Raw genomic sequence first — 22,365 nt, 5'->3', positions numbered from 1 at the left:
TTTGCCTTCAACAAATTTTGTAATGGCTGTAAAAACGTTTTTTCGCTGTCAACAAGTCTTGTAATGGCTGTCAAAACGTTTTTTCGGCTTCAACAAGTCTTGTAATGACTGTAAAAACATTTTTTTTGCCTTCAACAAATTTTGTAATGGCTGTAAAAACGTTTTTTCGCTGTCAACAAGTCTTGTAATGGCTGTCAAAACGTTTTTTCGGCTTCAACAAGGTTTGTTGTAGTGAAAAAAAGCTTTTACAGCGGTCAACAAGCCTTGTAAGCGTAAAAAAAAGAATTGGAAGCCGGGAACAGGCAACTAGTTCAGCTTTCGACCTTTCAATTCATCCAAACATGGCTATTCACGGTCGAATTTTTTGGCAGCTTCTTTGCGATCCTTCGTTCTGTCGTCGAGCCCCGCATATTAAGTCACAGGCATTTGCCGGTCGGGCTAAAAGCACTACATTTGCGGTTCAATTTTTTAACAATGATCGAATTTCATAAAAAGCGTTTAGCAAACGGACTCAAAGTGCTTGTTCATGTAGATCAATCGACTCCCATGGCTGCAGTCAATGTAGCTTATGATGTGGGTTCGCGTGATGAAAATCCGGAGAAAACAGGTTTTGCCCATTTGTTTGAACATTTGATGTTTGGCGGGTCGAAGCACATTCCCGATTACGATACGCCGCTTCAGAAAGTGGGGGGCGAAAACAATGCTTTTACCACCAGCGATCTGACCAACTATTATCTTACAGTGCCGGCCAATAACCTCGAAACAGGTTTTTGGCTCGAGTCCGATCGCATGCTTGAACTGGCTTTCAGCGAAAAAAGCCTTGCCGTACAGCGCAATGTGGTAATCGAAGAGTTCAAACAAAATTACCTGAATCAACCCTATGGTGATTTATATCTGCTGATTAAAGAACTGGCGTATAAAGTACATCCCTATCGTTGGGCCACCATTGGTAAATCGCCTGCGCACATCGAAAATGCCACACTTAACGATGTAAAAGATTTCTTCTTTAAACATTATGCACCCAATAATGCAGTGCTTTCTGTGACCGGTCATGTCGATGCTGAGCAGGTGTTTGGTCTGGCAGAAAAATGGTTTGGAGCCATCCCTCATCGTGAGGTGCCTGAGCGCAGGCTTCCCGTTGAACCCACTCAGACAGCCTGCCGTGAAAAGCATGTCGAACGCGATGTGCCCTACGATGCCTTGTTTATGTCCTTTCATATGGATGGAAAGTTGGGGCCCGACTATCATACAGCCGACCTGATTTCGGATATCCTTTCCAATGGTCATTCTTCAAGACTGTACCGTAAGCTGGTAATTGAACAGGGAATTTTCGGCGAGCTGGATGCTTTTATCACCGGCGATGCCGATCCGGGTTTGCTAACCATTGGTGGAAAGTTAATTGACGGGATGAGCATGGAAAAAGCAGAAGCGGCCATTCGTGAAGAACTTGAAATACTTAAGAACGAATTGATCGATCGGAATGAATTGCAGAAGGTGATTAACAAGGTAGAGGCCAATCTTCTCTATTCCGAAATTTCCTATTTGAATAAGGCAATGGCACTGGCGGCTTATGAATTACTGGGCGATGCCGGGCTCATCAACCGTCAGAATGAAATGTACCGTGCTGTTAATGCCGAACAGCTGAATGCGGTTGCCCGCCGTTTATTTGTCGATAGCAATTGTTCAACCATCTATTATCATAAAAGGAAAGCATGATAAAGCGAAACATAGCCCCTGAAATAAAAGGGATAGCAACCTTCGACTATTTGATGCCCGAAGAATGGGTCTTAAGCAATGGCATCAAGGTTTGGGGAATCAATGCAGGGAGTCAGGAGTTGGTGAAAATCGATATGATTTTTGATGCCGGAACATGGTATCAGTCGGAAAACCTGGTCGCCGGCCTTGCCAACGCTTTTATGAATCAAGGCAGTAAGCATTATAGCGCTCAACAAATTGCCGAAGCATTCGATTTCAGAGGTGCCTATCTGCAATTAAGTGCCGACCAGCAATTTGGTAATGTGACCGTATTGACGCTGAATAAGTACCTTGATGAAATTCTCAGGGTAACGGCCGATGTAATCATGCATCCCATATTTCCCGAAAAAGAGGTTTCAGCACAGCTAATTAAAAAGAAACAACAATTTATTGTTGAAAACAACAAGGTGAAAACCATGGCTCAGAAGCGCTTTTCCCAGGTGCTTTTTGGTGAAGATCATCCTTATGCCAACACCAATAAGATTGAAGATTTCAATGCGATCAACAGCCATGTTTTACAGGATTTTCACCGGAAACATTATTGTGCTTCGAATTGTCGAATCATTGTAGCAGGGCGCTATGGCGCTGAGGAAAAGAAAGCTGTTGAACGTTATCTGGGAGGGAATAACTGGACCTCGGGTGAGCCCGTTTACAATCAGCAGTTTGAATTAGCACCGGCAGGTGAGAAACAGCACCTGCTTATTAAAGGCGACGCATTGCAATCGGCTGTTCGAATTGGCTGTTTGCTGCCTAACCGGGAGCATCACGATTTTCACGGACTCACAATTTTAAGTACGCTTTTGGGCGGGTATTTCGGATCGAGGCTGATGACCGAATTGCGCGAAGAGAAAGGCTATACCTATGGTATAGGATCCTATATTTTAACCTTGCCAAATGCTGCTTATCTTTCTATTTCAAGTGAAGTGGGAGTGGAGGTGACTGCACCGGCCCTGCAATCGATTTATCAGGTGATTCAACGATTGCAACAGGAGGCAGTAGATAAAGAAGAGCTGGAAGTGGTAAAGAACTATTTGCTGGGTGAAAATTTACGTAGTTTCGACGGGGTATTTGCCATGTCGGCCAGTTTAAGAACGCTGCTGGAAGCTGGTTTATGGTACGATCATTATGAGCAATTAATCAGCGAAATACAGCTGATTACCCCTGAACGTATTCAGCAGCTGGCGGTGCAATACCTGCAGCATGAAGACATGTACGAAGTGGTGGCCGGAAAAATGTAGTCAGGCTATTACTTTGCATTATAGAAAAAAAGGTGCCATTAAGCACCTTTTGTGTTGAAGAAAAAATCGTTTTTACTTCAATGTTGTGTCACCAATTTGATATTGGTTGCGGTCGGCTGCATTGCGTGAAACCAGATCGGCTATAAAACCGGCCAGAAAAAAGAGCGAACCAATGATCATGGCGGTTAATGCGATGTAGAAATAAGGGTTGTCGGTAACCAGTCGTGCCGCGATATGATTTTTAAGGGCATAAATCTTTTGAATTCCGACCCAGAGCGCTGCAAAAAAACCCAGAATAAACATGAGTGAACCAAACACGCCAAAGAAATGCATGGGGCGTTTGGCAAAGCGCGAAATGAACATAACAGAAATCAAATCGAGTGGTCCGCGAATAAAACGTTCGAGCCCGAATTTGGTTTCTCCGTATTTCCTTTCCTGGTGTTTCACCACCTTTTCGCCTATCTTTTTAAAACCTGCCCATTTCGCCAGCACGGGAATAAAACGATGCATGTCGCCATACACTTCGATGCTTTTTATGACCTGTTTTTTATAGGCCTTTAAACCGCAGTTCATATCATGCAGCTTAATATGCGTCATTCTTCGAACGGTCCAGTTGTAAAACTTACTTGGAAGATTTTTCGAAAGCACCGGATCGTGTCTTATTTTTTTCCATCCCGAAACCAGGTCGTATCCGTCTTCCCTGATCATGCGCATCATTTCAGGGATTTCTTCCGGATTGTCCTGAAGGTCGGCATCCATAGTTACCACAATGTCGCCCACGGCCTTACGAAAGCCTACGTGCAGGGCTGCTGATTTTCCATAGTTACGCTGAAAACTGATGCCCTGGATGTTCGGATTTTCTTCGGCCAGCCGGCAAATGGTTTCCCAGGAATGATCTCTGCTGCCATCGTCGATAAAAATCACTTCATAGCTCAGTTGGTGTGCTTCCATCACACGCACAATCCAGGCGCTCAGTTCGGGTAACGACTCTTCTTCGTTCAACAGAGGAATAACAATTGATAAATCCATATTCCGGCGCGCTTATTCTTCGTCTTTAATTTCGTTCATGGCTGAATTATAACCCCCTGCACTTTTCTTTTTGAGGAAAATGGAAGTAAGCAGTGAAATAATTAAGCCATATAAAACAGTGGCAAAAATAGTAGAAGCAGCCAGTATGGCAGGTTGTGTAAATTTCTCCTGCATTGCTATTTGTTGCTCGATCATCTCCTCTGGTACACCTTTCGAAAGCGCTACTTCTTCGGTATTCAACAGAATTTCGTCAATCATACCCGGATCGATGTACTTGAAAAACACGAAGGTAAAGAGGGCGATAATTAAGGAAGCAAAAAACAGCGTAGCGACTCCCAGGCCCAGGGCCCTTGCATAGGGGAATTCGTCGCTGTCGGCAAGTGTTGCTTTAAAACTTAGTGCACATAAAACAATGCCGGCTATATAAACGGCTAATTCAACCCACGAGCGGGAACTTGCAAAGTAGTTGTCGGTGGCATAATAGGCAGAGGTAACTATCATGATGCCAAGGGCTGTAATGAATCCCCACAGCATGGCCTTGTTCCAGAACAGGCTCTTATTTGTTTCCATGATCATGTTTTTTGGTTAATGATTTAGGCAAATATACCCTTTTTTACTGTTAATAAAAGTGTTCGAAGCAGCCTGAAATCGCGGCAGGGAAAGAATTTTTATTTCGAATGAAAAAATATTTTGTGGTATTACAAAATTTTCTACTTTTGTCGCCGGGTAAGTCCTGTGCGACCAGCTCCTGCTGAAACTCCCCAGGGCCGGAAGGCAGCAAGGATAGGCGGTCGTAGCGGTGCGACACAGGTAGCTTACCCACCTGCCGAATTAGCTCAGTTGGCCAGAGCACGTGATTTGTAATCTCGGGGTCGTCAGTTCGAATCTGACATTCGGCTCTTTTTTTAAGTTCTAAATATTTAATGGGAAGATACCGATCCCGATTTGATCGGGAGTCAAACGGAGTCCCGATCAAATCGGGATAAATCTGTTGGTTCAGCTTTCGTTAAATTCAAAAAAGTTCATAACATATTGAAAAAGGGAAGATACCGAAGCGGTCAAACGGGGCAGACTGTAAATCTGTTGGCTCAGCCTTCGTAGGTTCGAATCCTGCTCTTCCCACTCAGCCAGAGCACCATGGTGCTCTGGCTCCCATGCGGGAGTAGCTCAGTTGATAGAGCATTAGCCTTCCAAGCTAAGGGTCGCGGGTTTGAGCCCCGTCTCCCGCTCATTTATCGAAATTTTGCCGAATTAGCTCAGTTGGCCAGAGCACGTGATTTGTAATCTCGGGGTCGTCAGTTCGAATCTGACATTCGGCTCTTAGTTGGAACCAAAAGGTTCCTTTTTTTTTCTTCAATATTCACTTTCTTCCTTAAATATTATTAAGATAAACAGCTATTTAATGTACTTTTACATGGGTTATGAATATCTATTAATCATACTTCGTGAGAATGAAAAGATTGAATATGTTTTTCCTGTTAGCCTGTCTGTTAATGTTTACGGTTGGCGCTTTCGGACAACGCTTGCACTACCGTGATTGTAAAAAGGATATTACGCTGAATAACTACCGCGAAATAATCGTTCATGAACGCTATTCACCGCTGGCAGCAGGATTGGCGAATTATATTTTCCCTTCGGCCGGCTATTTCTATGTAGGTGAACCATTACGGGGTGCCCTGGTTTTTGGAAGTGAAATGCTTTGTACCGGGGTTGTTTTGACGGGTTTTGTAATGTCAATGAGTGTTCATTACGAAACTGGAGATGTACCCAGGGGCAGCAGGGCATTGATACTTTCTGGTTTACTGGGAACCACGTTCATTCATTTATGGAGTATCTACGACGTAGCTAAAGTTGCAAGGGTTAAGAATTTAGCTTATCAGGACTTGCGCTTGTCCATGCACTTAAAGCCCGATTTCAGCCTGCAAAATGTGAATGATTGTAAAGTACAAACCTATGGTGTAAGGCTAGCCATCAACTTTTGAGATGTATAAGTGATAATGGTTGATCTTACAAATGATATTTTTTTTTTGATTGACGTATTGTCTTCTGTTTTTTATCGGTAAAATTGCAACGTTTTTTTATGATGAATGAAGACAGTCTATACAATCGGATTATTGGTCTTGTCCAATACCTTCATGACCTTCGCATGGTATGGTCATTTGAAATTTAAAGAGTTGAAGTGGTTCGACAGCCTTCCTTTATTGGGAATTATCGCAATAAGTTGGGGAATTGCCTTTTTTGAATATATTTTTCAGGTTCCGGCCAACCGCATAGGCTTTAGTCAAAACGGTGGTCCGTTCTCATTGGTCGAATTGAAAGTAATTCAGGAAGTAATCACCTTGCTGGTATTTACTGTCTTTTCGTTGGTTTTCTTTAAAACCGAAACATTTAGGTTGAATCATTTAATTGGCTTTGTGTTTCTGGTCCTGGCTGTTTATTTTATTTTTAAGAAATAAGTCTTTTAATGGCAACAATTCATTTCCTGCTTTTCGCTGTTAAATTTCGGGCTCAGATAGGGAATTCCAAGGTTGAGCCCGCGAACGATGAACAGTAGACCGAGTAAAACAATGAACACCGGAATGAGACGCTGAATCCGGGAGAGATACTTCCCCTTTATTAAACCGCCAAAATAGGAGATTACAAACAGCATCGGAAGGGTTCCCAGCCCAAAAAGGAACATAAACAATACGCTGTTGAGCAGCGACGGGCTGACCAGTGCTCCCGAAATGGCAATGTACACCAGCCCGCAGGGAAGGAGGCCATTAAGCAGACCAATGATATAGAGCGTGTGCAGTTTGGGATTGCGCAGGCGTTTCGAAATTCCCTGCTGTATCCACGAGCTGTTCTTAAAACTTAAACGCTGAAAAAAGGCCTTGAAATTTGCAACAGGTGCCAGTAAAACCGAAAGAATCATGATGCTTCCCGTAACGATGGAAACCCATTGCTGAATGCCATACAATTTTGCACCCAGGCCCAGTAAGCCAAGTAGAAGTCCCATGGCCGCATAGGTGCTTGCACGTCCAAGATTGTAAAGCAGGGCACCGGCTACTTTTTTAAATCCGGTTTTTTGAGCGAGTGGCAATGCAAGAGCCAGCGGACCGCACATGCCCACACAATGCAGGCTGCCAAGCAGTCCAATCATAAATCCTTCGAAAATAAACATGGTCAGTTATTGTTAATCATGATGGTTTCCTTGTGTAAATAGTGTTTTTTGTCGTCGCTATAGTCAATAAACAGGTCATACTTTCCTTCGATGAACTGCTCAAGCGGGTAGGAGAGTTGCAAAGTGCTGTCGAGCAGGATGCTGTCCCTGAAATCGGCAAAACGATCGGAGGCACGGTAGAACCATACTTCTCCTTTTAATTGCTCATGTTGATGCTTAAAAAATTCGGGGAAAACAATTTGTATCGATTCATTCAGCGAAACCCTGATCGGTGTTGGTAAAGCGGCCGTATTTCTCATTTTTTCGATTTGTTCTTCGTAGACCAGCTCCCTGGGATAATAGTCTTCGCTAACCAAGTCAATTCTTTCGTTAAACGAAAGGAATACCATGGTTAAAATGCCCAATACCGACAGAATGATGGCCAGCAGGATGCCGTGTCCCCAGTTGAATTGCTTCATGGTTTATTATTTAACTTTCTGATTCAGGGTGCCAGAAAGGTGGTTTTTACTTCTTCTGTAAGTCGTTCGTTTACAAAAATACCAAAACGAATTGGATTGCTGCCCGGCTTCAGTTGATCCCGGCTGATGCTCAGCAAAATTACATCCTCAAGCAACTGATTGCTGGCAATGCTATCTTTTTTACCAATTTGTTGCAGTTTTGCTTCATGCGATAATAATCTTACTTCAAACGATAAATCTTTTCCCGATTTGTTGATGATTTTCAGGTTGTAAATATTCAGAATATCACCATTTTCCTGTTCCTGATATAGCGACCCCGTGGTTCGTAACAGGCTGGTCTCGGTTTGCTTTCCGGTAACAAAAAGGGTGGTGAGTATTGCCAATAGTGCCAGCAGAACGAATGAATAAGCGATTATGCGGGTGTTTATCTTGAACTTCTTTCCATTTTTAATTTCATTTTCAGTGGCGAACCTGATCAGTCCTTTGGGTTTCTTAATGCGGGTCATCACCGAATTGCATGCATCGATACAGGCCGTGCAGTTGACACACTCGAGCTGGGTGCCGTTTCGAATGTCGATATTGGCCGGACAAACATTGACACATTTTTTACAGTCGATGCAATTGCCGACTGTTTTGCTCAGTTTTCCGCGTGGTTCACCACGCATGTAGTCGTAAGCTACAAGCAGCGAGTTGGAATCGAGCAGCACCCCCTGCAAGCGTCCGTATGGGCAGATGATGGAACATACCTGCTCGCGGAACATGCTGTATAGAAAATAGAATACAAATGAAAACAAGAGCATCAATGCAAAGGTGCCCCAATTCTCCGACGGGCCCCTGCGTACCATTTCAATTACCTGATCGCTGCCCACAAAATAGCTAAGCAGGGTATGACTGATGATGATCGATAACAGGATGAAAATGCTATGTTTCAGACTTCTCTTCCAAAGTTTTTCAAAGTTCCAGTCGCTTTGTGCCAGTCTGCGTTGTTCCCGGGCATTTCCATCAATTAAAAATTCGACCTTGCGGTAAAGCATTTCGAGAAAGATGGTTTGCGGGCAGGCCCAACCGCACCAAATACGGCCATACACGACGGTAAAAAGCACCAGCGCAACCAGAAAGGTAATCATGGCAATAACCAGCAGATGAAAATCCTGAGGCCAGAAGACCTTTCCAAACAAGATAAACTTACGGTGTATTACATCGAAAAGCAGGAAAGGAGCATCATTTACCCTGATGAATGGAGCAACAAAAAAGAAAAGCAGTAAAATGGCTGCTACCAGCGACCGATAGAAATGAAGTGTTCCTTTGGGCGGGTTAACAAAAACCCATGCCCTTCGTCCACTTTCAGTTTGCGTTGAAATGCGGTCGCGGAATGAATCCTTTTTGTTGTTTTGCTCCATGGCTTACCTGTTTAATTTTCAGGTTGAAACAAGGTTCCCTCGGGTGCTTTCTGATTGGGCGGATTGGTGCCACGTAAGGTGAACAGGTAGCTGGTAACATTGTCGATCTGCTTTGGTGAAAGCTGATTTTTCCATGCAATCATTCCCTTTGATATGACACCATTCACAATAATTGCTTTTACTTCATCGTAGGTACCTCCGTGTATCCAGTAATCATCGGTTAAATTGGGGCCAACAAGCCCCTGACCTTCGGCCAGATGGCATACAGCACAGTTGTTTTGATAGATTTTTTCTCCATCGGATAAGCGTCGGGCATCAGTTAGCGGAAATACAAGGGGTTCGGTATTTTCAGCCGGGCTTGCTTCGTCAGTTTCTTCAGCTTCTTCAGCTTCTTCTTCAATAAGTGCTGCCATTTCCTTTCTGTATTCTTCTTCCTGTAAATCGCCAGCTTTAAACCAGTGATAATTGACAAGATAAGTGTAGGCAAATAGTACCGAAATGATGAATAAAATATTGAGCCACGAAGGCGGATCATTATCCAATTCCCGTATGCCGTCAAATTCGTGGTCTTTCACAAATTGGTCGTTGGTTACAGGATCAAATTCTGCTGGCTTGTTATTGTTGTGTTGATTTGTTTCCATTGTTTTTGTTCATGAAAAGGTTGTTACGATTTTTGTTCAGGCAAGCTGGAGCCAGGATCATCATCGAGCGGTAAATTCGACAATTCTTCGATGTCGTTTTTATCCATGCGGATCACCATTAAACCTACCACCAGGAAAAAGAAGAAAAAGATCAGAAATGAAATGATGGGATAAATCTCAATTCCGCTTACCGATTCAAAATAATGGCTGACAAGTTTCATAAGCTGTACTGATTTTAACTACTACTTTGGTAATGTCACCTGTTTTAATTTTACTGCTCTGATTGGGCTGCTTCGGCCCCGGTATTCACTGCCGGCTTACTAATGTCGGTTCCCAGTCGCTGCAAATAAGCTATCAGGGCAATGATTTCCTTTTCGCTTGTAACCTCAGCTCCCTGTGCAATCAGGCCATCGGCAATTTTTTGAGCTTGCTGATGCAGGTCGTCGAAAGCTCTTTGTTCATAACCATCGGCATAGGGAACGCCCAATTTTTGCATCGCCCTTATTTTGGCCTGCAAATCATCGATTCTCATATCGTCGGTGATGAGCCAGGGATATTTGGGCATGATTGATTCCGGATTTAAACTCTGAGGATCCAACATGTGATTAAAGTGCCACAGGTCGGGTTTGTAATTTTTGGTAGTCATGCTCCCGATGCGCGCCAAATCGGGGCCGGTGCGTTTCGATCCCCATTGGAAAGGATGATCGTAAACAAATTCGCCAGCTTTCGAATATTCGCCGTAACGTTCGGTTTCCGACCTGAACGGACGGATCATTTGCGAATGACAGTTATAACAACCTTCGCGCAGGTAGATGTCTCTGCCAACCAGTTCAAGTGGCGTGTAGGGCTTTACACTGGCGATTGAAGGAACATTCGATTTGACAAGGAAAGTTGGAATGATCTCTACCAAACCACCAATCAGTACCACAACCAGCGCAATTATCAGCAAACGAACCGGACGTCGTTCAAGAAAATGATGGGCCGTTTCGCTTTGTAACTTTTTTTCGTGAAGTTCAATCGCCGGAGCCGATGCTTCTTCTTCATTTTCAAAGCTGCCCAGTTGAATGGTTTTGAAAAGGTTCCAGACCATAATGATTACACCGGTAAGATAAAGCAGGCCGCCAAAGGCTCTGATGTAATACATCGGGCGAATTTGCGTTACGGTTTCGAGAAAGTTGGGATAACGCAGAAAACCTTCTTCAGTAAATTCTTTCCACATTAAACTTTGGGTAAAACCTGCCCAGTACATGGGGATGGCATAGAATAAAATTCCAAGGGTTCCAATCCAGAAATGAGCATTGGCCTGTTTCTGAGAAAAGATTTCCCGTTTAAACAGACGGGGGATGAGCCAGTAGAGTGCACCAAAGGTAAGGAATCCGTTCCAGCCCAGGGTGCCAATATGAACATGGGCTACCGTCCAGTCGGTAAAGTGACTGATGGCGTTTACATTTTTCAGTGAAAGCATGGGACCTTCGAAGGTCGACATTCCATAGGCGGTAATTGCAACCACAAAGAATTTTAATACCACACTGTCGCGTACCTTATCCCAGGCTCCCCGCAGGGTAAGCAGCCCGTTAATCATTCCACCCCACGACGGAGCAAGGAGCATAATGGAAAAAACGGTTCCCAACGATTGGGCCCAGTTGGGTAACGAAGTATAAAGCAAATGGTGAGGTCCGGCCCAAATGTATATAAATATGAGCGACCAAAAGTGCAGTATCGATAAACGGTAAGAATATACGGGACGATTGGCAGCTTTAGGAACAAAGTAATACATCAGCCCCAGATAAGGCGTTGTCAGGAAAAATGCCACGGCATTGTGTCCGTACCACCATTGCACAAGGGCATCCTGTACCCCGGCATATACCGGATAACTTTTTAATAGCGTGACAGGTATTTCAACTGAATTAACAACATGCAGCACCGTTACGGTAACAAAGGTTGCAATGTAAAACCAAATGGCTACATACATGTGTTTTACCCTTCGTTTGGCGATGGTGCCAAACATGTTCCATCCAAAGGCCAGCCAAACAACTGCAATCATGATGTCGATGGGCCACTCGAGTTCGGCATATTCTTTACCGGTAGTAAAACCAAGCAAAAGGGTAACGGCTGCCAGAACAATAATGAGCTGCCAGCCCCAAAAATGAAAATAGCTCAGCTTCTTACTGTACATGGGTGTTTTTAACAGTCGTTGCATCGAGTAGTAGGCGCCCATAAAGATGCCATTGCCAACAAAGGCAAAAATGGCTGCATTGGTATGTACCGGACGTACCCGCCCAAAAGTAGTGTACTCGATGTTGAAGTTGAGTGCCGGCATGGCCAGCTGCAAGGCGGCCAGTAATCCGGCCAGCATGCCTACCAGTCCCCAGATAATGGTAGCGTAGGCAAAATACTTCACAATTTTGTTGTCATAGAAAAAGGTCTCCTGGCTCATTTTTCTGCTTCATTAATTAGGTTTATCGTCTTGATCTTTTTTGTTTTTGTCTTTTTCTTTTTCTTTTTTGTCATCGAACAGCATTCGAACCGAAGGGGTATAATCATCGTCGTATTGACCCGATCTGACTGCCCAGATAAATGCAGTCAGAAAAGCAATAGCTACCAGCAAACTGATTAAGATAAGTACGAAAATTACACTCATTGCCCTGTTTGAATTTTTAAAAATAGGAACTTTTTACTCTACTGAAATTGTTGCATATAATTTTCTAAAAAAAGGAAACATAATAAATTGATAAAGGTTGATGGTTTTCCTTATTTAGAGCGGAGATAAATAAAATTTCAACTGCTTATTTATAATGTGATGACTATTTTTTTTCTGATTTTATTGGCTGTTCCGCGATCAGGCCACAATGAATCAGTTCATTTTAAGCTGATGAAATCAAACAATAGATGACTAGCATTTTAGTGGCTTGTATGCTGAAGTTTTTTGATTGTTTTTCGCCCCAGATACATGGTGCTCAGGCTGGTAAATGCCACGACAGTGATCGAACTCAGGGGCATTAAAATGGCTGCAATAATCGGAGACAACTGTCCTGATGATGCATAATAAATTCCTACGATGTTATAGAGAAAGGAAAGTACAAAGCTGGCATAAACCACCTTCATGTTGCTGTGGCTGAATTTTAGCATGGCCGGAAGATAGCGCAACGAAGAAGCATTGATGATGCCATCACTCGAAGGGGCAAACAGATAGATGTTATCGGCCACCGAAATGCCGGTATTGCTCTGTTTGAGTGCTCCCGAATCGTTGAGTCCGTCGCCTGCCATGAGTACCTTTCGCTTTTTCTCCTGTAGCATTTTGATGTAATTCAGCTTATCTCTGGGAGATTGATTAAAATGCAGATTTTTTTCAGGAATGAAGCGATTCAATACACTTCTTTCCTGGTCATTATCACCCGAAAGCAGATGAAGTTCGTAGTTCTTTCCAAGATCTTCCAGTAGCTGCTGCCAGCCCCGACGATAATGGTTTTTTATACTGAAATAACCCAGATATTCATGGTCAATTTTTAAATGGACCTGCGTGCTGTTGTCTGATCCGCTTTGTTCAATTCCAAGGTAAGCGGCTGACCCCAGCACTACCTTTTTCCCCATACAAAGGGCCTGTAGGCCTTTACCCGTTTCTTCACTGAAATTGCTTGAAGGCAAACTTTCGGCACCATAGAGATGGGCACTGACCGCCCTGCTCAGTGGATGGTTCGATTGCATGGAAACGCTTCGAACCAATCGCCAGTCGGGAAGCTTTTCTGAAACGGGACTGAATTCAAGCTCGAAGGCATTGGGATCGGTCAGTGTTCCTGTTTTATCAAAAACGATGGTGTCACTTTGATGAAGTTGTTCGATGATTTCGGCTTTTTTCAGGTAGAAGCCTTTTTTGCCCATAAAAGTGCGACCGTGCCCGAATGCAAAAGGTATCGAAAGTGCCAGGGCACACGGACAAGCAACGATTAATACCGAAGTGAAGGCAAAAATAACTTTAGAAGGATCGTTCAAAGCCCAGTAAACTGCAGTTAGTGTTGCAATGAGCAAAACAATGATGGTAAAATATCGGCTTACCGTATCGAGGGTACCCGATAAAACACTGCTTTGATTTTTTCCATGTTCCTTCCACATCGAAGCCAGATAGCCGGCTTCAACCGTGCGACTCACTTTTAATAGTACAGACTGGCCGATAATTCTTCCTCCTGCGTAAATCAATTCTTGTTCCTTTTTACTTACAGGTACCGATTCACCGGTTATAAAACTGTAATCGACCGAAGTGGCCGGGCTCATCAAAAGCGAATCGGCCGGGATGATCTCACCGTTTTTAATTCTTATCAAATCGCCTTCCTCCAACTGGTCAACAGGAACAATGTATTCTTGCTCACCATCGACCTTGTAAACTCCGAGCGGGAAGTACGAAGTGTAATCGTTTTCGAAATTGAGCGCATCGTAGGTTTTGGCCTGATACCATTTTCCGATCAGTAAAAAGAAAACAAGCCCGGTAAGTGAATCAAGATAACCTGCACCGCTTTTGCTGATTATTTCGAACAAACTGCGTGCAAAAATGGCGATGATCCCAATAGCAATGGGCAGATCGATGCTGACAATCAGCTTACGCAGGTTTTTCCAGGCCGACATGAAATAATCGGAGGCCGCATAAAACATTACCGGCAGCGAAAGTGCAATGCTGATCCAGCCAAATGAATTTACCAATGCTTCATTGAGCACAATGTCGGACGAAAGGTATTCGGGGAAACTCAGCAACATTACATTGCCAAAGGCAAAGCCGGCTATTCCCAGTTTGATGAGCAATTTTCTGCTTTCACTCTTTTCAATATGCTTCTTTTCCTTTGGAATATAAGCTTTATAATGAATCGAAGCCAGCAGTTGCATCAGTTGGCTGAGTTTAATTTTGCGCTCGTCGTAACTTACAGTCAGTTTTTTACGGTTGAAGTTGACCATCGAAGAGAGGATGCCCGAATGAAGGCGTTCCAGGTGCTCTAGCAGCCAGATGCACGAACTGCAGTGAATGGCCGGAATGTACAGATTGATCTTACAAATCGATTCATCGCGAAACTCAAGTACCGATAACTTGATACTTTCTTCATCGAGGTATTCGTAACTTTCGGCAGGTGAATTGTCTTTGATGCCGGGCGCATCCTGGATCTCATAATAATCGTAAAGTTGCCGGTCGTTAAGTATTTTATACACCATCACGCATCCTTCACAACAAAAGGGCTTGTCATGGTGATAAACCACCTGCAGGGCCTCATTTCCACAGTGTATACACTTTTCTTTCAAGGTTCAGCTAAAATTCGGTTTCTAATCAAAGGTTGAAAGTACGATTTTTAAAAAGTGCAAAGCCCCGGTCACTGATAAATTTTAATGATTTCGCCGCTTACATTGCCTTCAATACTTCGGATGTATGCATTGACAACTTTTTTCATGCTAACTGGTTCCTGACCAGGGAAAAGACTTTTTGTTTTGTCCGAGGCATCTTCAACCACTCCCGGAGCTACTACATTGATACGGATTCCGTTTTTAAGTTCTCGTGCTGCCGCTATAACAAAACTATTGATGGCTCCGTTTACAAGCGCAGCTCCTGCGGTATGTCTTACCGGATCGTCGGCCAAAATACCGGTAGTCAGTGTAATTGAACCTTCAGGATTCAGATACTCTTTTCCGATCTGAACCAGGTTGACCTGACCCATCATTTTACTTTTTATACCTACGTAAAAATCATCTTCTGTCATCTGACTCAAATCGTTCCATTTCACAGCACCTGCACAATTAACGATGGCATCGAGGTGGCCGCTTGCTTCGAAAAGGCTTTTTATAGATGCAGCCGATGAAATGTCAACCTTATAAGTTCCTGAGTTTCGCGATGCTGTTATCAGCTCATGCTTTTGTTTCAAATTTTCGTAAACGCTTTTTCCAATGGTGCCGCTTGCACCTACAATCAATATTCTCATTATAAGTATTTTAAATATTTAAATATTTTTAAAATGCACTTTGTCGCTTATTATGCCGGAAACAGAGTCGGTTTCAAGTTTTGGTGACTTCATTAAGCAATTATTTTCTAACAAAGTGGGATAAAAATAGTTTAGATCCTTCGTTTTTACTGAACAAAAACAGATCTAAATATCTTTTATTGTTGAACCATAAGTCACTTACCTGCAATCGTATCGAAATGAAGAAACAGAACTAATCGATTATTAACTAAATAAACTACTATGCCTGAAATGGAGAACGATTTGTATGTTCCTGATCCCGAGCAATATGAAGCCTCGCTGTTTGCGTCGTTCGATGCTTATCTGGAGCAGTACACCGAAAGTATTACGAACAATACTGCTTATTGGGATGCCAGGGCCAAAGAACTGCTTAGCTGGCAACATCATTATCAAATGGTAAACGACAGTGATTTTGCTCAGGGGGCCATTACCTGGTTTCCCGGAGGAAAACTCAATGCCTGTGAGAACTGTGTCGACCGGCATGTGACTGAAAACGGTGATAAAGTTGCGCTTATTTGGGAAGCAGACGAACCGGGTAATGAGCAGTACATCACTTATCGCCAGTTGCAGCGCGAAGTATCGCGTTTGGCCAATGTATTGCGCCATCGCGAAATCCGAAAAGGAGACAGGGTGGCAATTTACATGCCCATGATTCCCGAAGCGGTGTATGCCATGCTGGCCTGTGCTCGCATTGGTGCTGTCCATTCGGTGATTTTTGCGGGTTTTAGTGCCGAAGCCCTGCGCGACCGCATCAATGATGCCCGTTGTAAGATGGTTATTACTGCCGATCAGGGGGTTCGTGGCCGAAAAATTATCCAATTGAAACGACTGGTAGATGAAGCTGTACTTGCTTGCCCCACGGTAAAGCACGTGCTGGTTGCACGACGAACCGGCAACAAGGTTCCCTTTTATGCACCGCGTGACATCTGGATGGACGAAGCCATGGCTGCCGAACGTCCTTATTGTCCCATCGAACATGTCGATGCGGAAGACACTCTTTTTCTGCTTTATACATCGGGTAGCACCGGAAAGCCCAAAGGACTGATGCACACTACGGCCGGGTATTTACTCTACACCGCATTAACCCATCAGCATGTTTTTGATTACCAGCCTGGCGAGGTTTATGCCTGTGTTGCTGATATTGGCTGGATTACCGGCCATTCGTATGTGGTTTATGGCCCCTTGCTGAATGGTGCAACCACCGTGCTTTTTGAAAGCATTCCCACCTATCCTAATTCGGGCAGGTATTGGGAAATGGTTGAACGATTGAAGATTAATCAGTTTTACACTGCACCAACTGCCATCAGGGCCATTCAGCGTGATGGGGACGATTTTGTTAAGAAATACGATCGTTCCAGTCTGAGAGTGCTGGGAACTGTGGGCGAACCTATTAATCCCGATACCTGGCGATGGTATTACCAGGTGGTGGGCGAGGGGCGGTGCTCCATTGTCGATACCTGGTGGCAAACTGAAACAGGAGGTATTATGATATCGCCTTTACCCGGAGCCACGCCGGCCAAACCCGGATCGGCCACACTGCCTTTCTTCGGTGTTGAGCCCGTGCTGCTTTCGCCCGAAGGTGAAGAAATCGAAGGCAACGATGTAAGCGGTTTACTGGCGATTAAACGCCCATGGCCGGGAATGGCGCGCACCATTCAGGGCGACCATCAGCGCTTCTTCGATACCTATCTGAAACAATTCAAGGGCTATTACCTAACCGGCGACGGAGCACGTCGCGATCGGGATGGCTACTACTGGATAACCGGCAGGGTTGATGACATTCTTAATGTTTCGGGGCATCGCCTTGGTTCGGCCGAAGTTGAAAGTGCACTGGTTACCCATCCGTTCTGCTCTGAAGCAGCAGTGGTTGGTTTCCCACACGAAATAAAGGGAGAAGGCATTTTTGCCTATGTTATTCTGAAGGAAGGATACGATGGCAACGGTGAGGTGAAGGGTGAATTACGCAATGAAGTACGTCATCATATTGGGGCAATTGCTACTCCCGATCATATACTGATAGCACCTGCTTTGCCCAAAACCCGTTCGGGAAAGATTATGCGACGTATTCTGAGAAAAATTGCTGCCGGCGATACCGATGATTTTGGTGATATCTCAACACTCGCCGATCCCGGAATTGTGGAGCAATTGATTGAACTGCGCAAGAACCTTATCTCGAGATAATATCAAACAAAAAAAAACCGGCCATAAAATATTTGCAGCCGGTTTTTCTTTGATCCTGTCATTTTAAAACTAATCGTACTTCTTTTCGTTTTTTGCTTTTCTTTTGTCTGCTTTCCGCTCTTTCATTGTTTTAAGCGGTGCTTTCTTTTCAGGACCTTTGTTGATACTTTTCTCCTTTGTCATGGCTAAACATTTTAAGTTGGATATAGCGACCTTTGTCGCATTGAAAACCAAAACAATTTAAGCATTATATTGAAAGCCCGATCAATTCATGATAAAATATTTTCTTATGAAAACAGCAGGCAGAATCACCATTTAAAATCACTGTCCTTGAACAGTTTTTTCAGAAAATAGGAATAAGTGACTTCTACCGGTACTTTTTGATTGATCTTCTCAAGCAATTCACCAAATTCGGCTTTGACCATTGAATTGGCAATTACCAGTTCGTAGGTTTTGCTTTCACCGTTTTTCGGAAACAAAGTAAAATAATTCATGCCTCCAATGGGATTTCCCCTCATTCTTGTTGAAAAGAATTCAAATTCGATGCGTTCGATACCTTCGAGCCCAAAGGTTTCCTGTATTTCATCCTGTACCAGATAAACGATTTTATCCTGGTCTATTTCAAGGGTTCCAAGTCGGCTGGCATTTTTGGCTGCATTGCGCATGTAGCTCGAAGTGAGTAAAATAAGCAGGGCAACTCCCAATACAACTGGCTGTACTATGTTGTTGTATTCTTCACTATCAAGTTTGCCAATCAAGGTATCTTCCCCGAAAATATTCAGGGTAAGTAGAATAATGAAAAGCAGAAAAACAATTGAAAAAGCATTGAAAGCTTTATAGAATCCTGTTTTTCTCAGATTTTTAGTTTTTATTACTTCGGTTCGAAACATAGTTGTAATGTTTGTGGGTTTGTATATCAATATTACTTTGTTAAAGATTTACTTTTAATTGCTGACTACCAGCTTTTACCGAGATAAAGCGAATGTTTATTTCACCTTTTCCTTCGACAATGAATTCGTATTCCACTTTCGAAAAACCATCGATTCGGGTGAACTGAATATGAGGCAGATATTCCTTATAAAGTACCTGATTGGTGTACAGGTTCTCAATTTTACCACCGGCCAGAACATCGGCACCTTCAACAATGAGCTGATCGGGCGTGTACAACTTTTTTTGCCAACTGTGCATGCTCATGCTTGAAATGCCTTTGGTGTTACGCAGCCTGACCCTTATTTTATGTATGTTTCCCGACATCCGTTGCTGGTCGATCAATTCCATTTCCACCTCGGGAAGCTGCATGGCTGAATAAATTACGGCAGCTGCATTGCGATGCACCAAATCGGGGAGCATATACGGGTGGGGCAGACGGCTGCTCATTTTTACCCAACCGCCTATTTCGATGCTTCCGTAAACAGGATGCTCGTAGGCAGTCCAGGGTTTGTACAATTCGCCATGAGCCAGGTAATCATTAAAACTGATGCGTTCACTTTCCCGTTTTTCACGATCAGTTTCCGCTTTTCCTTCTTTATTGAAAGTTTCACTTTCAACCTGAAACAGTTCGCCAACAAAGGTGTAAGCACCCATTAAGTTGTAGGTAAACTCACCAAAGTCGCCATGGGTTGGATAAAGTTCATACGAGGGCATGTACTTATAGCCGGGCACCATTTTTTCAGCGTTTTTCCCCAGTAAATCGTAAACTTTAATGTCGGCTTGCGGCACCACAAGATCGCTGGCGCTCGGTCCACGCAAAAACATGCCTCCACTGTTGTGGAAAGCCCACACCATCAGGATGTTTTTACGCGCTTCGATGTAGTTGGCGACGGCATGCAGTCCGGTCCCCGACAAGGGGTATTCGCCAGCGCCCGACTGAATAAAATCGGGGTACCAGCCAAAAGGCCAGTTTCGGTTGGGATCGAGATAGCCTTCGGCATCTTCATTAAAGCGACCATCACCATCGTTGTCGATTCCCTCATAGCCCAGGAGTGTCCATTCACCCTTTTCTCCGGGTTCGATGCGCTGCAGCAGGCGTGCATCTTCGTCACTGGTTTTGTACAAACCATCAGGATCTTTGATGCGCATCTGGCAGATGTTCCCATCTCCATCGAGATCATCATAAGCATCTTCATCGAACAAACCGTCCTTGTCGTCATCCTGTTGTCGCCTGATGCTCCGATTGGTGCTGGGAGTATTGGCATCGTTGAAGAAATGCCAACGCCCATCGACGTTCACAACAGGCAGAATATAAAAGGTTACACGATCGAGTAACTGGCTGATTTGTTGGTTGCTTTCATATTTGGTAAGCAGATAATTGGCCAGATAAAGACAGACTTCTCCTGCCTGAATTTCGTTTCCATGGATGTTTCCATCAACATAGATGCCTGGCTTATCTTCTGCCTTACCCGTTGCGGGATTATTAATGGTGAGCGCGTAAATCGCACGTCCTTCGTCGCTTAGCCCTACCTTTTCAAGTTTTGTCAGCGAGGGATGTTTTTTGTTCAGTACTTCGAGCGCTTCATTTACTTCTTCATAAGTGTAGTAACGGTCGAAACGCAGCGGATATTGAACGGTTTCTTCAGCCGAATATGCATTAAACAGCGGGAGAAATAAGAATAACAGTAAATATGTTCGTTTCATCTTAATCAATTTTTAGGGAAGCTTGTTCAAACAATACATTTTTGCCTTCGAGTTTGAGTTCAATCGCTTTTGATGATTTCTTTCTAACAAGAAAAATGAATTCATTGGATGAACCGGCATCTACTTTACCAACAGGAGTGCGCGTTTTTCCTTCGAGCAACTCAAAATCACCCGTGAGGCTTAAAATTGCCGGTGCAGGGTATTCATTGCGTTCACCCATGGCTGTGGGGAACGAAATTTTACCTGAATTGCTCACATAAGCATTAATTCTGATCATTTTGCCTCCTACTTCCTTTGTTTCCACATTCAGATTCAGTACCGGTAATTTTTGAGCCAGCTGTACAATAAATGGAAGTTGCTTTTCAAATAGCAAATCGGATGAATCAGCAGGTATTTGTTGAAGAGCATAGGGTTTCCATCCTCCAATCAGTACCTCGCCCAACTGAGGGTGCAGATGGCTTTCCCAATTAATAAATAGTTCGTATGCAAGCGAATCGGCCCATTGCAGTTTTAGTTTTTGAATAGACAATGAATCGGTTTTATCGGGTGCTTTTTCGTCAAAAAGTGGCAGCGGATTTAAATTCATCGAAAACACCGGCAGACCATATTGAAAATAAGCTGTTTTTTCGAAACTGCCGGGTCCCCATTCGGGCGTTTTCATCACCTTTACAGGAAGTTCCTGCTGTTTCAACCATGATTTGTATTCAAGCGAAAGGTACTGATGCAATGCTGCATCTTCCTTTTCATATTGTGTCGGGGCTTTCTGGTTTTTTACTGCCTTTAATATGCGCTGGCCCATGGCAACATCACTCATGTTAGCAGCAATTTCAGCCGACAGTTCATCAAGGGTATACATTTTTTTCTCATCGACACCAATGCGGCGGGCATAGTAGGAGGGGACTTTCAATTTTTCATTGCCATTGCTGATGCTCTTTTCGTCGGGTGGAAACATGAGGTTGCTGGTTTCGCCCAACACTACTACCATTGCAATTTCGGGATGTTCGCTGAAGAATTTCAATAGCGCCCTGCTTTCATTTTCCGAGCCGTTCCACTTACCGTTTTCAGGCACAAAGGACTCAAAACCATAGGTGAAATTTCGGTTGATATTGACCCCCCCTTCGGGATCTTCGTTGTATTGGCCATCGTTGTCGTTGTCGATTCCTTCGGTGTACAAACGGTAAAGTCCTTTTTCGCCTTTTTCTGCCGCAGCTGTTCTAAGCAGTCGCGAATCACTGCTGTCGCGAACAAGTGTCCCCAAAGGGTGAGGTACCAGCATGCTGCTGATTATGCCGTCCTTGTTAAGATCTTCCGGAGCATCTTCATTTATAAGGTGATCGTTGTCGTTATTTACCGGAGTATCATTTCCTGGATAATCCCATTTCGTTTCGGCATAAAACCTTTCATAAGCATCAGGATTTGCAGTGGGAAGCAGGTACCAATTGATCCTTGGATCCAGTTTGTCGGATTCAAGCAGGTAGCGGGCAAACCATAAAGCTCCTTCGGTATTCAGTGGAAGATTTCCAGACAGGTTGGCTGCAACGAAGATGGCAGGTTCACCCGGAGCAAAGTCTCCGATTTTAATTAATTGCATCGGCCGCTTTCCCGCTGTTTGTGTTAGTGTTTCAATGCTTAGCCGGGTATCACTTGCTGTGAGTTCACTTAAACGCTTTGTCAGCTGAGAACTTTCACTTTGTGCACTGGTGTTAATTACCATGGTCACAGCAAAGAAGAAAGCAATAATTTTTTGCAGATGGTGTGTTGGTCCTTGCACGATTTTTAAATTTAAGAATAAGCTTCCTAAAAGTAGAAAAAAAGCCTAAAACTTAATCGTATAGGAGGTAATAAGGTGATGCAATTCAGAAAAAAACAATGTAAG

The 22,365-nt window shown here is 43.7% G+C and carries 19 protein-coding genes, 4 tRNA genes and 1 other RNA gene; 10 read left to right on the top strand and 14 right to left on the bottom strand.

Features of this window, described 5'->3' with window-relative positions; all coding sequences use genetic code 11:
* The first annotated feature begins 474 nt into the window (after positions 1-474).
* Together FHS86_RS07750 and FHS86_RS07745 are read left to right on the top strand one after the other, a co-directional pair.
* Entirely contained in the window at positions 475-1,716 is a 1,242-nt protein-coding gene (locus FHS86_RS07750; RefSeq protein ID WP_429412417.1) for a M16 family metallopeptidase, read from the top strand.
* The gene (locus tag FHS86_RS07745) at positions 1,713-2,993 is read left to right on the top strand and encodes a M16 family metallopeptidase (protein ID WP_429412416.1); all 1,281 of its coding nucleotides are present in this window, start codon (positions 1,713-1,715) and stop codon (positions 2,991-2,993) included. Before FHS86_RS07750 ends, FHS86_RS07745 begins: the two co-directional genes overlap by 4 nt.
* 72 nt (positions 2,994-3,065) lie before the next feature.
* Here the strand turns inward: FHS86_RS07745 and FHS86_RS07740 are convergent, their stop codons facing one another.
* Positions 3,066-4,022, bottom strand: coding sequence for a glycosyltransferase family 2 protein (locus tag FHS86_RS07740; RefSeq protein ID WP_429412415.1), 957 nt, complete (start codon positions 4,020-4,022; stop codon positions 3,066-3,068).
* Between the two features lie 12 nt (positions 4,023-4,034).
* Positions 4,035-4,592 (bottom strand): DUF4199 domain-containing protein, encoded by a 558-nt coding sequence (locus FHS86_RS07735; RefSeq protein WP_429412414.1) that lies wholly within the window; start codon positions 4,590-4,592, stop codon positions 4,035-4,037.
* Between the two features lie 154 nt (positions 4,593-4,746).
* Between FHS86_RS07735 and ffs the strand changes: the two genes are divergently transcribed.
* The 7 genes from ffs to FHS86_RS07700 all read left to right on the top strand — a co-directional run bounded on the left by ffs (position 4,747) and on the right by FHS86_RS07700 (position 6,478).
* An RNA gene (gene ffs, locus FHS86_RS07730) (signal recognition particle sRNA small type) lies at positions 4,747-4,846 on the top strand.
* A 1-nt stretch (position 4,847) separates the two neighbouring features.
* Positions 4,848-4,921 (top strand) — tRNA-Thr (locus FHS86_RS07725).
* Positions 4,922-5,062: 141 nt separating this feature from the next.
* Positions 5,063-5,144 (top strand) — tRNA-Tyr (locus tag FHS86_RS07720).
* Positions 5,145-5,178: 34 nt separating this feature from the next.
* Positions 5,179-5,251: transfer RNA gene (locus FHS86_RS07715), tRNA-Gly, on the top strand.
* 16 nt (positions 5,252-5,267) lie between these two features.
* A tRNA-Thr gene (locus FHS86_RS07710) sits at positions 5,268-5,341 on the top strand.
* Between the two features lie 132 nt (positions 5,342-5,473).
* The gene (locus tag FHS86_RS07705) at positions 5,474-6,004 is read left to right on the top strand and encodes a hypothetical protein (RefSeq protein ID WP_429412413.1); all 531 of its coding nucleotides are present in this window, start codon (positions 5,474-5,476) and stop codon (positions 6,002-6,004) included.
* A 105-nt stretch (positions 6,005-6,109) separates the two neighbouring features.
* Positions 6,110-6,478, top strand: coding sequence for a DMT family protein (locus tag FHS86_RS07700; RefSeq protein WP_429412412.1), 369 nt, complete (start codon positions 6,110-6,112; stop codon positions 6,476-6,478).
* A 5-nt stretch (positions 6,479-6,483) separates the two neighbouring features.
* Here FHS86_RS07700 and FHS86_RS07695 read toward each other — a convergent pair whose 3' ends face one another.
* The 9 genes from FHS86_RS07695 to FHS86_RS07655 all read right to left on the bottom strand — a co-directional run bounded on the left by FHS86_RS07695 (position 6,484) and on the right by FHS86_RS07655 (position 15,635).
* Positions 6,484-7,185: a sulfite exporter TauE/SafE family protein gene (locus FHS86_RS07695; RefSeq protein ID WP_429412411.1), complete on the bottom strand. Its 702-nt coding sequence runs from the start codon at positions 7,183-7,185 to the stop codon at positions 6,484-6,486.
* Between the two features lie 2 nt (positions 7,186-7,187).
* Positions 7,188-7,643 carry a FixH family protein gene (locus FHS86_RS07690; protein ID WP_429412410.1) on the bottom strand — a complete coding sequence of 152 codons (456 nt, stop codon included), beginning with the start codon at positions 7,641-7,643 and terminating at the stop codon, positions 7,188-7,190.
* 23 nt (positions 7,644-7,666) lie between these two features.
* Positions 7,667-9,043, bottom strand: coding sequence for a cytochrome c oxidase accessory protein CcoG (gene ccoG / locus FHS86_RS07685; protein WP_429412409.1), 1,377 nt, complete (start codon positions 9,041-9,043; stop codon positions 7,667-7,669).
* Positions 9,044-9,054: 11 nt separating this feature from the next.
* On the bottom strand, positions 9,055-9,684 hold the full coding sequence (locus FHS86_RS07680) for a cytochrome c (protein ID WP_429412408.1): 630 nt from the start codon (positions 9,682-9,684) through the stop codon (positions 9,055-9,057).
* 23 nt (positions 9,685-9,707) lie between these two features.
* Positions 9,708-9,905, bottom strand: a complete 198-nt coding sequence (locus FHS86_RS07675; RefSeq protein WP_429412407.1) for a cbb3-type cytochrome c oxidase subunit 3 — start codon at positions 9,903-9,905, stop codon at positions 9,708-9,710.
* 50 nt (positions 9,906-9,955) lie between these two features.
* On the bottom strand, positions 9,956-12,121 hold the full coding sequence (gene ccoN, locus FHS86_RS07670) for a cytochrome-c oxidase, cbb3-type subunit I (RefSeq protein ID WP_429412406.1): 2,166 nt from the start codon (positions 12,119-12,121) through the stop codon (positions 9,956-9,958).
* Between the two features lie 12 nt (positions 12,122-12,133).
* On the bottom strand, positions 12,134-12,325 hold the full coding sequence (gene ccoS, locus FHS86_RS07665) for a cbb3-type cytochrome oxidase assembly protein CcoS (protein ID WP_429412405.1): 192 nt from the start codon (positions 12,323-12,325) through the stop codon (positions 12,134-12,136).
* A gap of 260 nt (positions 12,326-12,585) precedes the next feature.
* The gene (locus FHS86_RS07660) at positions 12,586-14,964 is read right to left on the bottom strand and encodes a heavy metal translocating P-type ATPase (protein ID WP_429412404.1); all 2,379 of its coding nucleotides are present in this window, start codon (positions 14,962-14,964) and stop codon (positions 12,586-12,588) included.
* A gap of 68 nt (positions 14,965-15,032) precedes the next feature.
* Positions 15,033-15,635 carry a short chain dehydrogenase gene (locus tag FHS86_RS07655; protein ID WP_429412403.1) on the bottom strand — a complete coding sequence of 201 codons (603 nt, stop codon included), beginning with the start codon at positions 15,633-15,635 and terminating at the stop codon, positions 15,033-15,035.
* A 261-nt stretch (positions 15,636-15,896) separates the two neighbouring features.
* Here FHS86_RS07655 and acs point away from each other — a divergent pair, with 261 nt between their 5' ends.
* Positions 15,897-17,855: an acetate--CoA ligase gene (acs, locus tag FHS86_RS07650; RefSeq protein ID WP_429412402.1), complete on the top strand. Its 1,959-nt coding sequence runs from the start codon at positions 15,897-15,899 to the stop codon at positions 17,853-17,855.
* A gap of 308 nt (positions 17,856-18,163) precedes the next feature.
* On the opposite strand, the gene FHS86_RS07645 is transcribed toward acs, so the two are convergent.
* Genes FHS86_RS07645 through FHS86_RS07635 form a run of 3 tightly spaced genes read right to left on the bottom strand, consistent with a single transcriptional unit; the run spans position 18,164 to position 22,260 of the window.
* On the bottom strand, positions 18,164-18,745 hold the full coding sequence (locus tag FHS86_RS07645; RefSeq protein ID WP_429412401.1) for a hypothetical protein: 582 nt from the start codon (positions 18,743-18,745) through the stop codon (positions 18,164-18,166).
* A gap of 40 nt (positions 18,746-18,785) precedes the next feature.
* Positions 18,786-20,489 (bottom strand): M14 family metallopeptidase, encoded by a 1,704-nt coding sequence (locus FHS86_RS07640; RefSeq protein WP_429412400.1) that lies wholly within the window; start codon positions 20,487-20,489, stop codon positions 18,786-18,788.
* Position 20,490: 1 nt separating this feature from the next.
* Positions 20,491-22,260: a M14 family zinc carboxypeptidase gene (locus FHS86_RS07635; RefSeq protein WP_429412399.1), complete on the bottom strand. Its 1,770-nt coding sequence runs from the start codon at positions 22,258-22,260 to the stop codon at positions 20,491-20,493.
* Positions 22,261-22,365: the final 105 nt, after the last annotated feature.

This window comes from Roseimarinus sediminis, assembly GCF_050433125.1.
Taxonomy (GTDB): Bacteria; Bacteroidota; Bacteroidia; order Bacteroidales; family Prolixibacteraceae; genus Roseimarinus; species Roseimarinus sediminis.
This window is presented reverse-complemented; position numbering and strand designations above follow the sequence as displayed.

What these genes read in the sequence shown, in the direction of transcription:
- FHS86_RS07750 (WP_429412417.1), top strand. Translation starts at nt 475, where the DNA reads ATGATCGAATTTCATAAAAAGCGTTTAGCAAACGGACTCAAAGTGCTT.
- FHS86_RS07745 (WP_429412416.1), top strand. Translation starts at nt 1,713, where the DNA reads ATGATAAAGCGAAACATAGCCCCTGAAATAAAAGGGATAGCAACCTTC.
- FHS86_RS07740 (WP_429412415.1), bottom strand. Translation starts at nt 4,022, where the DNA reads ATGGATTTATCAATTGTTATTCCTCTGTTGAACGAAGAAGAGTCGTTA.
- FHS86_RS07735 (WP_429412414.1), bottom strand. Translation starts at nt 4,592, where the DNA reads ATGGAAACAAATAAGAGCCTGTTCTGGAACAAGGCCATGCTGTGGGGA.
- FHS86_RS07705 (WP_429412413.1), top strand. Translation starts at nt 5,474, where the DNA reads ATGAAAAGATTGAATATGTTTTTCCTGTTAGCCTGTCTGTTAATGTTT.
- FHS86_RS07700 (WP_429412412.1), top strand. Translation starts at nt 6,110, where the DNA reads ATGAAGACAGTCTATACAATCGGATTATTGGTCTTGTCCAATACCTTC.
- FHS86_RS07695 (WP_429412411.1), bottom strand. Translation starts at nt 7,185, where the DNA reads ATGTTTATTTTCGAAGGATTTATGATTGGACTGCTTGGCAGCCTGCAT.
- FHS86_RS07690 (WP_429412410.1), bottom strand. Translation starts at nt 7,643, where the DNA reads ATGAAGCAATTCAACTGGGGACACGGCATCCTGCTGGCCATCATTCTG.
- ccoG (WP_429412409.1), bottom strand. Translation starts at nt 9,043, where the DNA reads ATGGAGCAAAACAACAAAAAGGATTCATTCCGCGACCGCATTTCAACG.
- FHS86_RS07680 (WP_429412408.1), bottom strand. Translation starts at nt 9,684, where the DNA reads ATGGAAACAAATCAACACAACAATAACAAGCCAGCAGAATTTGATCCT.
- FHS86_RS07675 (WP_429412407.1), bottom strand. Translation starts at nt 9,905, where the DNA reads ATGAAACTTGTCAGCCATTATTTTGAATCGGTAAGCGGAATTGAGATT.
- ccoN (WP_429412406.1), bottom strand. Translation starts at nt 12,121, where the DNA reads ATGAGCCAGGAGACCTTTTTCTATGACAACAAAATTGTGAAGTATTTT.
- ccoS (WP_429412405.1), bottom strand. Translation starts at nt 12,325, where the DNA reads ATGAGTGTAATTTTCGTACTTATCTTAATCAGTTTGCTGGTAGCTATT.
- FHS86_RS07655 (WP_429412403.1), bottom strand. Translation starts at nt 15,635, where the DNA reads ATGAGAATATTGATTGTAGGTGCAAGCGGCACCATTGGAAAAAGCGTT.
- acs (WP_429412402.1), top strand. Translation starts at nt 15,897, where the DNA reads ATGCCTGAAATGGAGAACGATTTGTATGTTCCTGATCCCGAGCAATAT.
- FHS86_RS07645 (WP_429412401.1), bottom strand. Translation starts at nt 18,745, where the DNA reads ATGTTTCGAACCGAAGTAATAAAAACTAAAAATCTGAGAAAAACAGGA.
- FHS86_RS07640 (WP_429412400.1), bottom strand. Translation starts at nt 20,489, where the DNA reads ATGAAACGAACATATTTACTGTTATTCTTATTTCTCCCGCTGTTTAAT.